Raw genomic sequence first — 13,842 nt, 5'->3', positions numbered from 1 at the left:
ATTTTGAGTTGTGGGTAAATTACGGATTAATCGCGATCTGCGCAATGATACTTTGATCATTGAGTGCGATTACGCTTAGTACGTCATCATCCAACATGCCATAGCTCGCCGGATAACCGCCTTTCGGGATGCTTACCGAACCGGGGTTAAAGTGGAAGATTTCACCCCGCTGTTCCGCCACTGGTAGATGGGTATGACCGTACACCAACACGTCGTTCTGGTTTAAAGTCGGCAGATTATCCGGGCCAAACAGATGACCATGCGTCAGAAACAGACGTTGTTTTTCCAGTAATACCTGTTGCCACGGTGCGGTTATCGGGAAGTGCAGCAGCATCTGATCCACTTCGCTATCGCAGTTGCCGCGCACGGCGATAACTTTATGCGCCACCTCATTCAGCCGTTCGGCTACTTTGGCTGGCGCATACCCTTCAGGCAGGGCGTTTCTCGGGCCATGATTCAGCACGTCGCCAAGAATCACCAGCCACTGAGCTCCGCTCTGGGCAAACAAGTCCAGAACACGTTCCGTCGCCGGTAACGACCCATGAATGTCCGATGCAAACATCAGTTTCATCACTCACTCCTCGTCGAAAAAACGTAAGCTATGATACTGGATTCTATCGCCTCTATCAGCCAGATTGCTTCGCCGAAAGTGCAATAAAACGCTGAACTGAAGCCCTCTGCCACTGGAATGCTGCATAATCCACCAGACGTTCCGGCACCTCATCCCCCTGTAATACCAGGCGGTTAATCATTAACGCCAAATCAGTATCCGCAATACACCACTCACCAAACAGATTCGGCTGGTTATGTGCCAGTAAATGTTCTGCCATCGCGAACAGTTTCTCTACACTGGCTTTTCCCTCCGCCGTTAGTGGCGCTTTTTTCGCACCAGCAAAGACAACATCCGTCGAACGTTCTTCGCGGATGGGCATCAGATCGCTGCGTAACCAGGCCTGAATCTGCCGTGCTCGCGCCCGATTTTGCAAATCAAGCGGATAAATGCGCTCCCAGGTCGGCGGCGCAAAACGATCCTCCAGATATTCTGCAATGGCAGAGGATTCACTCAACTCAAAATCATCAATTTGTAACAACGGCACGCGCCGTGTCTGTCCGTAACCTTGCCACGTCGGCCGCAAATGTTCACCGATGTCGAGGTTGATGGTTTTTATATGAAAAGGCAGGCCTTTCTCCTGCAACGCCACCCAGGCGGATAACACATAAGGGGAGAAAAAATGGGCATCTGACCACAGCGTGATAGCAGGTTTACTCATTATGTCCTCAGCGATAAATGGGCTTGCTATCAAACTATAGAGCCTTTTTGTCACGGTAACTTGATGAAAACTTACACAAGTCGCTGCGCTTTCTATACTTGATGTGTTCAGATTATTAGATAACCGGAGCTGCAATGATCGATCTCTATTTCGCCCCAACGCCGAATGGTCACAAAATTACGTTGTTTCTCGAAGAGGCGGGACTGGATTATCGCTTAATCAAAGTTGACCTCGGTAAAGGTGGTCAGTTTCGCCCGGAGTTTTTGCGCATTTCGCCCAACAATAAAATTCCGGCGATTGTTGATCATGCCCCGACTGACGGCGGAGAACCATTAAGCCTCTTTGAATCAGGTGCGATTTTGTTGTATCTGGCGGAAAAAACAGGGCTATTTTTAGGTCATCAACCGCGTGAGCGCGCCACTACATTACATTGGTTATTCTGGCAGGTTGGAGGCCTGGGGCCGATGCTCGGGCAAAATCACCATTTTAATCATGCAGCGCCACAGACTATTCCCTATGCAATTGAGCGTTATCAGGTTGAAACTCAGCGTCTGTATCATGTATTGAATAAGCGCCTGGAAAACTCGCCCTGGCTGGGCGGTGAAAACTACAGCATTGCAGATATTGCCTGTTGGCCGTGGGTTAATGCCTGGACTCGCCAGCGAATTGAACTCGCAATGTATCCGGCAGTAAAAAACTGGTATGAACGAATCCGCTCACGTCCTGCTACCGGGCAGGCGCTACTAAAAGCACAAGTAAATGATGAGATTTCGAATAGTTAACAGAACCTGGTTCTCGTGTATTATTTAATCCTAAATAAAACAACGGAGAACCTGCAATGGCACAACCTGCCGCGATTATTCGGATAAAGAACCTTCGTTTACGAACGTTTATTGGCATTAAGGACGAAGAGATTAACAACCGTCAGGATATTGTTATCAATGTGACGATCCACTACCCCGCCGATAAAGCGCGAACCAGTGAAGATATCAACGATGCGCTGAATTATCGCACCGTAACGAAAAACATTATTCAGCATGTAGAGAATAACCGTTTCTCTTTGCTGGAAAAATTAACTCAGGATGTGCTCGATATCGCACGTGAACATCACTGGGTGACGTATGCTGAAGTGGAGATCGATAAACTGCACGCGCTGCGCTACGCGGATTCGGTATCCATGACCTTACGCTGGCAGCGTTAACCGCCATATCGGGAGGCTGCATGAACATAGTGATCACTGGAGGAACGGGATTAATTGGTCGTCATTTAATCCCACGTTTGTTGGAACTGGGCCATCAGGTCACGGTTGTAACACGTAACCCGCAGAAAGCCAGCTCAGTTCTCGGCTCCCAGGTGACACTATGGCAAGAGCTTGCCGATCAAAGCAACCTCAACGGCGTTGATGCGGTGATCAATCTGGCCGGTGAACCAATAGCCGATAAACGCTGGACTCGCGAGCAAAAAGATCGCCTCTGCCAAAGCCGCTGGAATATAACGCAAAAACTGGTAGATTTGATTAACGCCAGCGACACGCCGCCGTCAGTGCTCATTTCCGGCTCGGCGGCGGGATATTATGGTGACTTAGGTGAAGTCGTGGTCACCGAAGAAGAACCGCCACATAACGAATTTACCCATAAACTCTGCGCCCGTTGGGAGGAAATTGCCTGTCGGGCGCAAAGCGACAAAACACGAGTGTGCCTGCTGCGTACCGGCGTAGTACTGGCTTCGGATGGCGGTATCCTCGGTAAAATGCTGCCTCCGTTTCGCCTTGGCCTGGGCGGTCCGATTGGCTCCGGTCGGCAGTATCTGGCCTGGATTCATATTGATGATATGGTCAACGGTATTCTCTGGCTGCTGGATAACGATCTGCGCGGGCCATTTAATATGGTCTCGCCATATCCGGTACACAATGAACAATTTGCCCATGCGCTTGGTCATGCGCTGCATCGCCCGGCGATTTTGCGCGTCCCTGCCACAGCTATTCGCTTGCTGATGGGGGAATCATCGGTTCTGGTCTTGGGCGGACAACGTGCGTTGCCAAAACGGCTGGAAGAAGCGGGTTTTGCGTTTCGCTGGTACGATTTAGAAGAGGCGCTGGCGGATGTCGTTCGCTGATGTGGTTTACTGCAAACATCCGCCAGTTAACTCCCGGCGTTACAGGATTAGTAGCTTTGCGCGATAAGATCGTCTGGCGAAAGTCGGGTCAGCATCAGAACTAACTCTCTGTCTAAACCTCTCTCCAACATCTCCTGAGCAATACGCAGGGCTTCTTCACGTTTGCCCAGAATTAATCCATCATTCCGCCCTTCTTCACGCAATCTGTCAGCAATGGTCATCAGTTTCTCCTTTTCTTGTGGTGCACGTTCCGCTATCTCACCAATAAATGCACGGAAACGCTGGGCATCCCCTGTTTGTAATACGTAATTAAACAGAGCTTTTAGCTGTCTGTCATTAGTGTTCCCTGTAACTAGCAGCGAAACAATTTGATCGACTAATCCCAACAGATCGCGCTGACGGATATGTTTCTGAATTAATTCCAACAACGCCATTTTGCGATGTTGCATAATCTCGTCATCCGGCACTACGGTAATATCCACCAGCGGAAAAGCCGATGAATAAATTTTGCGGGCTATAGCTGGCTCCGCAAATTCATCAAGCCAGCAGAGAGAATAAGGGTAAGGACTCCTGCAACCATGATAAAACAGCATCGGGATCACCAACGGAAGCTCTTTATAGCCCGCATCAAGATGGTTTTGCATTGCCGCGATGGAATAGCGCATCATGCGAAAAGCCATTAATTCTTCTGGCTTACTTTGGTGCTCTATCACTACATAAATATAGCCTGCGCCCTCCTGCGTTTTCACAGACCACAAGAGGTCGGAATAATATTGCCGCAGGTCTTCATCAATAAAACTGTTGGGTTCCAGTTTGAGCGTCGTTAAATCACACAGTTTGTGCAGCGGTGCGGGAAGATGAATATCAATAAAATCCCGCGCGGTGTCTGGATGGCGTAAAAAAGATTTAAATACCGCATCATGCGGCGTGGAAGTTGTCGATATTGTCATGGCGTTCCGTCACTCCTCAAATTTAAGATGACGTGACAATACCCATCCTTAATAGCTAATGCAGCAGGCAGTTTTTATCTTTGGACAGCGAATTCAGAAGTATTTTTAGCGGACTGCAACTTTTACATTTCAGCGGAAGCTGACTCGCAAATTCCCCCTGAAAATACTCCGGCAGCATTAGCCACCGGAGAGGTAATTATTTCAGCGAACCTTTAAGGAACTGTTGCAGACGCGGACTTTGCGGGTTGCCGAATAACTGTTCTGGCGACCCCTCTTCTTCAATTTTCCCTTGATGAAGAAAAATTACATGCGTGGAGACGTGGCGGGCAAAGCCCATTTCGTGGGTCACTACAACCATCGTTTTTCCCTCTTCTGCGAGCTGCTGCATAATACGCAACACTTCGCCTACCAGTTCAGGATCGAGCGCCGAGGTAGGTTCATCAAACAGCAGAACCTCCGGTTCCATTGCCAGCGCCCTTGCGATGGAAACACGCTGTTGCTGACCGCCGGAAAGATGCACCGGGTATTTCCCCTGCGCACGTTCGTCTATGCCGACTTTCGCCAGATACTTCACCGCCCGCTCGCGTGCTTCGTGCTTACTCAGACCCAGCACCTGAATCGGCGCTTCCATGACGTTTTCCAGTACCGTCATGTGGCTCCAGAGATTGAAGTGCTGGAACACCATCGTCAGGCGTGTGCGCAGTAAGCGCAGCTGATTTTTATCGGCGACTTTGAGTTGGCCGTCTTTATCACGCACCAGATTGATGGTCTGGCCGTTAACCACGATCGATCCTTCGCTCGGTTTTTCGAGGAAGTTAATGCAACGCAGAAAGGTACTTTTCCCCGATCCCGACGATCCGATGATGCTTATCACATCTCCGGCGTTCGCTTGCAGAGAGACCCCTTTCAGCACTTCGTGTTCACCGTAGCGTTTGTGCAAATCGATAACGTTTAATTTATTCTCGGACATCGTATTCTCAGTGCGTTGAAGAAGGTTTCACATGCTGCAACCAGCGTTTTTCCGCTTTACGGAACAGGCTTATCAGGACATAAGAGATAATTAAATAGAGCACAGCGGCAATGCCGAAGGCGGTAAATGGTTGATACGTGGCGGCGTTGATATCGCGGGCAATTTTCAGCAGATCCGGCACTGTGGCGGTAAAAGCCAGCGCAGTAGAATGCAACATCAGGATCACTTCGTTGCTGTAGGCCGGTAACGCAATACGCAGCGCCGATGGCAAAATAATGCAGCGATACATTTTAAAGCTTGAGAAACCGTAGGCTCTGGCGGCTTCGATTTCCCCGTGCGGCACCGAACGGATCGCCCCGGCAAAAATCTCAGTGGTGTAAGCACAGGTGTTGAGCGTCAGCGCCAGCACGGTACAGTTCAGGCCACTGCGGAAAAAGGCATTAAGGAACTCGGTGCCCTTAACAATCTCCAGCGTGTACATGCCAGAATAGAACACCAGCAGCTGAACATACAGCGGCGTACCGCGAAAAATATAGGTAAATAACCAGATTGGAAACTGGATGTATTTATTACTTGAGACGCGACCAATCGCCAGAAACAGCGCCAGAATTCCGCCTATCACTACCGACAAAATCAGCAGCCACAGGGTGATCGCCACGCCGGTAAAACGATAACCATCGGTCCACAGCAGTGGTTTCCAGTATTCATGTAAGATTTCGATCACAGGTCAGCCCTCTTCACACCCACGGAATAGCGGCGCTCAAGGAACAGCAGCACACCATTGGAAACGGTGGTGAAAACCAGATAAATCACGCCACAGACGATGGCGAAATAGAACGGTTCCCAGGTACTTTTTCCTGCCAACTGCGTGGCTTTGACCACATCTTCCAGGCCGAGTAACGAAACCAGGGCTGTAGATTTGAGGATTACCTGCCAGTTGTTGCCAATCCCCGGCAGGGCGTAACGCATCATCGCCGGAAACATGATCCGCCGAAACACTTGCCCACGAGTAAAACCGAACGCCGTCGCCGCCTCTATATGTCCTTTCGGCACTGCCATAAACGCGCCACGGAACGTTTCGGTAAAATAAGCACCGTAGATAAAACCGAGAGTGATAATGCCGGCGACCATCGGGTCGATATCAATCTGCCCGACGCCCATCGCCTCCGTCACCGTGTTTAACGCAATCTGCAAACCGTAGAAAATCAGCAGCATCAACACCAAGTCCGGCACGCCACGAATCAGCGTGGTGTATCCTTCGAAAATCAGCCCCGAAAGCCGATTTTGCGAGAGCTTACCGCCAGCGCCAATTAAACCGATGATTACAGCGAGCACTACAGAGCTGATAGCCAGCTCCAGCGTGACGAGCGCACCCTGTAAAATAACACCTGAAAACCCATACAACATGCTGCCTGTCCTGTTATGTGTGGTGAATTACCGCCTCTTGTCTCCCTCCGGTTACCCGAAGGGAGCGGGCTTTCCTTCACCGATGGTGATTAACCACCATAAACATCAAAATCGAAGTACTTTTTCGCCAGTTTCTCGTAAGTACCGTCAGCGCGCATTTCGGCAAAGGCTTTGTTCAGTGCCTCGCGCAGTTCGTTATCTTCTTTACGCAGACCCATGCCGGTGCCTACGCCAAACAGTTTTTCATCTTTAACAGACGGGCCACCGAATTTGTAATCTTTACCGACGGGTTGTTTGAGAAAACCTTCGCTGGCGGCGACCTCATCCTGGAACGCGGCATCAATACGTCCGGCAGTCAGGTCAGAATAAATGTTGTCCTGTCCCTGATAAGAGACGATTTCAATGCCTTTGGGCGCCCAGTGTTCATTACCAAATGTCTCCTGGGTGGTGCCCTGCAATACGCCTACCCGCTTGCCTTTCAGCGACTCGACTGTCGGCTGAATGTCGGAATTTTTCGCCACCACCAGACGAGAATCGGCAGCGTACAGTTTGTCGGTGAAGGCAATTTCTTGCTGACGTTTTTCCGTAATGGAAAGCGATGACATGATGGCGTCAATCTTCTTCGCTTTTAAGGACGGGATTAACGCATCCAGCGGGTTTTCGACAAACGTACATTGCGTATTGATGCGTTTACATAGCTCCTTCGCCAGATCGATGTCAAAGCCAACCAGTTCGCCTTGTGAATTTTTTGATTCAAATGGCGCATAGGTCGGGTCGGTACCGATGCGGATGTTTTGCGGAATCGCAGCAAATGCCGCAGTTGCGCTGGAGAAGGCCAGAACCAGAGAGAGCGATAGCACCAGTTTTTTCATAATGTCCTCAACTGACAGTCTTTTTATAGGGAATATTTACAGGTTTGTTACACTTATCGTGCCATAAAATTGACCATCAAGGCAAAATATCCCGCCCCGTTAGACGTATTATTTTTCATTAAAAATGCTTAAGTATGCATTTCAATGCACCACGATAGTGCAACAAACCTGGCGTGCACCATGATGATCATTCCATCAGGTACAGCTTCCCAGCGACGTATCAGTCACCGTAGACATTAAAGTCGAAATACTTTTTCGCCATCTTGTCGTAAGTGCCGTCCTGACGCAGTTCGCCAAGCGCCTTATCAAAAGCGGCTTTCAGTTCGGCATCATCTTTACGTAGCCCTACGCCTGTACCATCACCGAAGTATTTTTTGTCTTTCACTGATGAGCCAGCAAAGGCGAACTCTTTACCGGCAGGTTGCTTGAGGAATCCTTCGCTGGCCGCGACTTCGTCCTGCAAAGCGGCATCCAGACGGCCTGCATCCAGATCGGAATAGACCAAATCCTGGTTAGCATAGGCCACCACATCGACGCCTTTACTACGCCAGTTATCATTGGCATACGCTTCCTGGGTAGAGCCTTGCAGCACGCCAACATGTTTACCTTTCAGTGAATCCAGCGTCGGCTGGATCGGCGAACCTTTGGCGGCAATCAAACGAGAATCTGCGGCGTACAACTTGTCAGAGAAGGCAATCTCCTGCTGACGTTTATCAGTAATGGAGAGCGACGAAATAATGGCGTCGATTTTTTTCGCTTTCAGTGAGGGGATCAGCGCATCAAAGTCACTGGCAACCCAGGTACATTTCACCTGCATCCGTTTGCACATCTCGTTACCGAGATCGATATCAAAGCCAACAAAGTCACCTTTGGCATCTTTCGATGAGAACGGTGCATAGGTGGTATCCGTTCCGATACGTACCGTCTCCGGTAGCGCCGCATAGCTGGAGGCCGCTGCGGAAATACCGACTAACAAAGACAGAGCGAGAATCGACTTCTTCATACATAACCCTCAAGTGAAATGGCTTTTTTATGTTGTGTATTGTGTTGTGTGTTTGCAGGCTCTTTCATGCAGGTCTTATGCCATCTTGACGGCAACATTAACATTCAACGTTAAATATGTTAATAAGACGTTGCACTATTGTCCTAAAGTTGAAGATAGCAGGTATGGCGGTTGAATCGCAGCGTTTCGATTGAATGGCAGGAACAAAATGTCGAGGATTTGATCGCGGTTGCAAAATTGCCCTGAAACAGGGCAACAGCGGAATTATGCGCCCTGCCAGCGGGCAAAGAGATCTTCAGGAAGGGTTATCGCAAACTGGTCAAGAACACGGTTAACCGTCTGATTTATCACATCATCAAGGGATTGCGGGCGATGATAAAACGCCGGAACGGGAGGCATAATCACCGCACCGATTTCTGCCGCCTGAGTCATTAAACGCAGGTGGCCTAAGTGCAACGGAGTTTCACGCACGCAGAGCACCAACGGACGACGCTCTTTCAGCACCACATCTGCCGCACGGGTCAGTAAGCCATCAGTATAGCTATGGACAATACCGGACAGTGTTTTGATTGAACAGGGTAAAATCACCATCCCCAGTGTCTGGAAAGAACCGGAAGAGATGCTGGCGGCAATATCGCGCGCATCGTGCGTGACATCGGCTAATGCCTGCACTTCGCGCAGGGAAAAATCCGTTTCGAGGGATAAGGTCTGGCGTGCCGCCTGGCTCATCACCAGATGTGTTTCAACGTCTGCGACATCACGCAGAACCTGTAATAAGCGCACGCCATAAATCGCGCCGCTGGCACCGCTGATGCCCACAATGAGTCGTTTCATAAAGAGTTGCCCTGTCAGACTTGCAGGCAGACTTTGCAGGATTTCGGTGAGAGTTGCAAGTCAGGGTGCCAGACTGGCACCCTGAGTGAAGGCATCATCCTTCGTTATGCATTTCGAGATTTTCCACTTCGTTCTGACGTTGCACTGCTTTGGCGTCGTCATTACGTAAAGTATCGAGGAAATCGAGATAGCCCTGATCAACATCTTTGGTGACGTAGACGCCGTTGAACACCGAGCATTCAAACTGCTGGATATCCGGGTTTTCAGCGCGAACGGCTTCGATCAGATCGTTCAGATCCTGGAAAATCAGACCGTCAGCACCGATGATCTGGCGAATTTCATCTACTTCACGACCGTGGGCGATAAGCTCCGTGGCGCTCGGCATATCAATACCGTAAACGTTCGGGAAGCGGATTTCCGGTGCCGCAGAAGCGAGGTACACTTTCTTCGCTCCGGCTTCACGCGCCATCTCGATAATTTGCTCAGAGGTGGTGCCACGGACGATAGAGTCATCGACCAGCAGGACGTTTTTATCGCGGAACTCGGCACGGTTAGCGTTCAGTTTACGCCGCACGGACTTACGACGCAGTTGCTGACCCGGCATGATAAAGGTGCGACCAACGTAACGATTTTTGACAAACCCCTGACGGTACGGTTTACCCAGAATACGAGCAATTTCCAGTGCGATATCGCAGGAAGTTTCCGGGATCGGAATAACCACGTCGATATCCAGATCTTCCCATTCACGGGCAATTTTTTCGCCAAGCTTCGTTCCCATATTCACACGCGCGCTGTAAACGGAAATTTTGTCGATGAACGAGTCCGGGCGGGCAAAGTAAACATACTCAAACAGGCATGGATTGCTGACTGGATTATCGGCACACTGGCGGGTAAACAACTGACCATCTTCAGTGATGTAAATCGCTTCACCCGGTGCGACATCACGCAGGAACTCAAAGCCCAGGGTGTCGAGCGCAACGCTTTCAGAAGCGACCATATATTCTGTGCGATTCTCATCAATATCGCGTTTTCCTAACACCAGCGGACGAATGCCGTTAGGATCGCGGAAAGCAACCATACCGTGACCGATAATCATCGCCACACAGGCATACGCGCCACGGATCAGGCGGTTTGTGGCGGCAATGGCAGCAAAAATGTTGTCGGCTTCCAGCGGATAATGGCGAAAGTTGTCCAGTTCGCTGGCGAAGATATTGAGCAGAATTTCCGAGTCGGAAGTGGTGTTGATGTGGCGGCGTTTTTCTTCAAACAGCTTTTTACGCAACTCGTGAGCATTAGTCAGATTGCCATTATGGGCAAGCGTGATGCCATACGGGGAGTTAACGTAAAACGGCTGTGCTTCAGAGGCGCTGGAGCTGCCAGCCGTAGGGTAACGCACATGACCAATGCCCATATTGCCCTGTAAACGCTGCATATGGCGAGCTTCAAATACATCGCTCACCAGCCCGTTCGCTTTACGCAAACGGAAGCAGTTATTGGCATCAATGGTGATGATGCCGGCGGCATCCTGACCGCGATGCTGAAGCACCGTTAAGGCATCATAAATCGATTGGTTAACCGGCATAACACCGGCGATACCGACAATACCGCACATACGTCTTTTTCCTCGTTAAGCCACATCTCAGAGCACTTACGCTCTGGGCAAGAAACTTGACGAGCTTTGCAGATAATCAAAAAACCATCTGATGATAAAACTGAACTGTGGAATCAGCTGTGATTTGCTCCAGTCTTCGCTTTTCGACACTCCGGTAAAGGAGTCCAGAAAGAAAAGAATGGCAGCAACAATCAGCACACCACGCAACGCACCGAAACAGACGCCCAGCACCCGATCGGTGCCTGACAACCCTGTTTTCTCCACTAGCTGGCCTATCACGAAGTTCACGATAGCGCCAACGATAAGTGTGGCAATAAACAGTACCGCGATGGCAATCCCATTTCGAACCAGTTCGTCTTCAAAGCCCGTAAACCAGACTGACAGGTAAGTGTAGTAATGACTGGCGACAAAGAAAGCACAACCCCATGTCACCAGCGATAACGCTTCACGAACAAAGCCACGGATCAGGCTAACCAGAGAGGAAAAAGCAATCACCGCGATTATGGCGTAATCAATCCAGACCATATGTGTCCCACGATTTTACGCCCTGTCATCCTGTTCGGGGCGCATTCTAACAGAAAAAGAAAACGTTTGCGTAGGGATTTCCTTCCCGCGCATCAATAAAAATGGCGCTGAAAAAACATTCAACGCCATCGTTTTTTTTTGCCTTTGCGGCATCGGGCAATACATGTCGGATGCGGCGTGAACGCCTTATCCGACCTACGGTTCTACTCCTGCGTAGGCCTGATAAGACGCGCCAGTGTCGCATCAGGCAACGGCTGTCGGATGCGGCATAAACGCCTTATCCGACCTACGGTTCTACCCCTGCGTAGGCCTGATAAGACGCGCCAGCGTCGCATCAGGCAAAACCGTATTAATTCGGCGTATAGCCCATTACCACGCCGCTTAAGCCAGAAAGTTGCTTAAGCTCACCCAGCGAGCCTTTCAGCTTCTCTTTCGAGGCATCCGGCCCAACCAGAATACGGGTAATTTTGCCCTGTACTGGCGTTGACGGCGACGTATAAACCCGGTATCCCGCACCGCGCAATTTACCAACAATCTCATTCACTTTGTCGGCATTTTTCAGCGCACCCAGTTGCACAACATACGCTTTACCCGTCGGTGCAGCTTTTTCCTCCACGACCGGTTTCGGTTCTGGCTTCGGCGCAGGTGCTTCCACTTTCGGTTTAGGCGGTTCCACCGGTTTCGGCTTCGGCGGAGCGACCGGTGCAGGTTCCGGTTCAAACTCGGTATTATTGGCTGCAATGATTGCCGGATCGAGCGAAGGTGCCACAGCATCGCCCGCACGCACCTCCTCTGCAGCCCCTTCCGGCGGCTGTGTCGGCAATGCCTGGGTAGCGGCTGGCATCATATCAGGCTCATCACGATCGCCCGCTTTAGGCACCAGCGGGATTGCCGCGAACTCATCCTGATAATGTTTTTTCTGCCCGTCCAGCAGCCCTGGCAGCACAATCACTCCCAGCGCCACCAGCACTATTGTGCCAACTAACCGATTCTGAAACTTACTCGCCACCGCTTCTCCTCGCGTCAATCACTTCCATGACATGTGCGACCGTGTGGAATGAACCACACACCAGCACGGTATCTTCCGGTTTAGCGTCTGCCATTGCGGCATCCCATGCCTGCGCAACGCTATCAAATGATTTGCCGTTACCCAAATGCTCAAGCAGTTGTTCTGCCGTGGCACCGCGCGGCCCTTCCAGTGGCGCACAATACCAGTCATCCACCACGCTTTTCAACCAGGCCAATGTACCAGCAATATCTTTATCATGTAGCATACCGATTACTGCCAGTACGCGCCCGTTTTTCGGTAACGCTTTCATACGCCCGGTAAGATATTCTGCCGCATGGGGATTATGGGCGACATCAAAAATGACGCGTGGCGACTCGCTCACAATCTGGAAACGTCCCGGCAAAATTGCGCTGGCAATGCCATCGCGAATTGCCTGTTCACTGACCTCCAGACCGCTGGCACGCAGCGCAGCCAGCGCCGTTGCGGCATTCGGTTGTGGGACAAGCGGTAACGGCAGGTTTTCCAGCGTACCGTTTGCGTCAGTAAACGACCAGCCATGGTCGCTGACGAAATAATTCCACTCTACGCCTCGACGTCGCAACAGTGCGCCCTTCTCATGCGCTACATCGGCGATGGTGTACGGCATTTCAGGTTCACCAACGATCGCCGGTCTTTCACTGCGGAAGATCCCCGCTTTCTCGCGACCAATGCTTTCGCGATCTGGCCCCAGCCAGTCGGTATGATCCAGCGCAATGCTGGTCACCACAGCCACATCAGCATCGACAATATTGGTGGCATCCAGACGCCCCCCCAGCCCCACTTCCAGAATTACCACATCAAGTTGCGCCTGTTTAAACAGCCACAGCGCCGACAACGTGCCGTATTCAAAATAGGTCAGGGAAATATCACCGCGTGCCGATTCAATCTCAGCAAAAGAGGCGGTGTGGGCCGATTCTGGTAGTTCCTGACCCTGTACACGAACGCGCTCGGTATAACGCACCAGATGCGGCGAACTGTAAACCCCCACTTTGTACCCTGCCGCCATGAGTATCGATTCCAGCGTGCGACAGGTTGTGCCTTTGCCATTCGTACCTGCAACGGTAAACACAAACGGTGCTGGTTTCAGAACGCCGAGACGCGCTGCCACCTGGCTTACGCGCTCAAGGCCGAGATCGATAGTCTTACTGTGCAGGTTTTCCAGATAAGAAAGCCACGAAGCCAAAGGCGACGCGGCTTGAGGTGTGCGTTTGATAATCATGGTATCCGCTGATTCA

At 50.8% G+C, this 13,842-nt stretch carries 16 protein-coding genes; 3 read left to right on the top strand and 13 right to left on the bottom strand.

The features are described from left to right. Window positions 1-19: 19 nt before the first annotated feature. Window positions 20-571: a phosphodiesterase gene (gene yfcE, locus FC814_RS05590; RefSeq protein WP_010346680.1), complete on the bottom strand. Its 552-nt coding sequence runs from the start codon at window positions 569-571 to the stop codon at window positions 20-22. A gap of 55 nt (window positions 572-626) precedes the next feature. Continuing rightward, window positions 627-1,271 (bottom strand): glutathione transferase, encoded by a 645-nt coding sequence (gene yfcF / locus FC814_RS05585; RefSeq protein ID WP_137325627.1) that lies wholly within the window; start codon window positions 1,269-1,271, stop codon window positions 627-629. Window positions 1,272-1,405: 134 nt separating this feature from the next. Here yfcF and yfcG point away from each other — a divergent pair, with 134 nt between their 5' ends. From yfcG to FC814_RS05570, 3 genes are read left to right on the top strand one after another with little or no spacing between them, the layout of a single operon-like run. Then, window positions 1,406-2,053, top strand: a complete 648-nt coding sequence (gene yfcG, locus FC814_RS05580; RefSeq protein WP_137325626.1) for a GSH-dependent disulfide bond oxidoreductase — start codon at window positions 1,406-1,408, stop codon at window positions 2,051-2,053. A 56-nt stretch (window positions 2,054-2,109) separates the two neighbouring features. Further along, window positions 2,110-2,472 (top strand): dihydroneopterin triphosphate 2'-epimerase, encoded by a 363-nt coding sequence (gene folX, locus FC814_RS05575; RefSeq protein WP_000068453.1) that lies wholly within the window; start codon window positions 2,110-2,112, stop codon window positions 2,470-2,472. A 20-nt stretch (window positions 2,473-2,492) separates the two neighbouring features. Next, window positions 2,493-3,386 carry a TIGR01777 family oxidoreductase gene (locus FC814_RS05570; protein ID WP_001028348.1) on the top strand — a complete coding sequence of 298 codons (894 nt, stop codon included), beginning with the start codon at window positions 2,493-2,495 and terminating at the stop codon, window positions 3,384-3,386. A 47-nt stretch (window positions 3,387-3,433) separates the two neighbouring features. Here FC814_RS05570 and rpnB read toward each other — a convergent pair whose 3' ends face one another. From rpnB to folC, 11 genes are all read right to left on the bottom strand, one after another. Beyond that, entirely contained in the window at window positions 3,434-4,336 is a 903-nt protein-coding gene (gene rpnB / locus FC814_RS05565; RefSeq protein ID WP_137325625.1) for a recombination-promoting nuclease RpnB, read from the bottom strand. A gap of 196 nt (window positions 4,337-4,532) precedes the next feature. Further along, a complete protein-coding gene (hisP, locus tag FC814_RS05560; protein WP_137325624.1) occupies window positions 4,533-5,306 on the bottom strand; it encodes a histidine ABC transporter ATP-binding protein HisP in 774 nt (257 codons plus the stop codon). Between the two features lie 7 nt (window positions 5,307-5,313). After that, the gene (locus FC814_RS05555; protein ID WP_000569947.1) at window positions 5,314-6,030 is read right to left on the bottom strand and encodes an ABC transporter permease; all 717 of its coding nucleotides are present in this window, start codon (window positions 6,028-6,030) and stop codon (window positions 5,314-5,316) included. Beyond that, window positions 6,027-6,713 carry a histidine ABC transporter permease HisQ gene (gene hisQ / locus FC814_RS05550; protein WP_000965518.1) on the bottom strand — a complete coding sequence of 229 codons (687 nt, stop codon included), beginning with the start codon at window positions 6,711-6,713 and terminating at the stop codon, window positions 6,027-6,029. Before hisQ ends, FC814_RS05555 begins: the two co-directional genes overlap by 4 nt. 89 nt (window positions 6,714-6,802) lie before the next feature. Continuing rightward, window positions 6,803-7,585 carry a histidine ABC transporter substrate-binding protein HisJ gene (hisJ, locus tag FC814_RS05545; protein ID WP_000737621.1) on the bottom strand — a complete coding sequence of 261 codons (783 nt, stop codon included), beginning with the start codon at window positions 7,583-7,585 and terminating at the stop codon, window positions 6,803-6,805. 220 nt (window positions 7,586-7,805) lie between these two features. Beyond that, window positions 7,806-8,588 carry a lysine/arginine/ornithine ABC transporter substrate-binding protein ArgT gene (argT, locus tag FC814_RS05540; RefSeq protein ID WP_000748236.1) on the bottom strand — a complete coding sequence of 261 codons (783 nt, stop codon included), beginning with the start codon at window positions 8,586-8,588 and terminating at the stop codon, window positions 7,806-7,808. A gap of 264 nt (window positions 8,589-8,852) precedes the next feature. Further along, window positions 8,853-9,422: a flavin prenyltransferase UbiX gene (gene ubiX, locus FC814_RS05535; protein WP_000825691.1), complete on the bottom strand. Its 570-nt coding sequence runs from the start codon at window positions 9,420-9,422 to the stop codon at window positions 8,853-8,855. Window positions 9,423-9,516: 94 nt separating this feature from the next. Further along, window positions 9,517-11,034, bottom strand: coding sequence for an amidophosphoribosyltransferase (purF, locus tag FC814_RS05530; protein WP_000334227.1), 1,518 nt, complete (start codon window positions 11,032-11,034; stop codon window positions 9,517-9,519). A 36-nt stretch (window positions 11,035-11,070) separates the two neighbouring features. Continuing rightward, window positions 11,071-11,559 (bottom strand): colicin V production protein, encoded by a 489-nt coding sequence (cvpA, locus tag FC814_RS05525; RefSeq protein WP_000262113.1) that lies wholly within the window; start codon window positions 11,557-11,559, stop codon window positions 11,071-11,073. Between the two features lie 349 nt (window positions 11,560-11,908). Next, a complete protein-coding gene (dedD, locus tag FC814_RS05520) occupies window positions 11,909-12,568 on the bottom strand; it encodes a cell division protein DedD (protein ID WP_137325623.1) in 660 nt (219 codons plus the stop codon). Continuing rightward, window positions 12,558-13,826 (bottom strand): bifunctional tetrahydrofolate synthase/dihydrofolate synthase, encoded by a 1,269-nt coding sequence (gene folC / locus FC814_RS05515; RefSeq protein WP_105290559.1) that lies wholly within the window; start codon window positions 13,824-13,826, stop codon window positions 12,558-12,560. The genes dedD and folC overlap by 11 nt, the downstream gene beginning before the upstream one ends. Between the last annotated feature and the right edge of the window lie 16 nt (window positions 13,827-13,842).

This window comes from Escherichia sp. MR (assembly GCF_005280595.1).
Taxonomy (GTDB): Bacteria; Pseudomonadota; Gammaproteobacteria; order Enterobacterales; family Enterobacteriaceae; genus Escherichia; species Escherichia ruysiae.
This window is presented reverse-complemented; position numbering and strand designations above follow the sequence as displayed.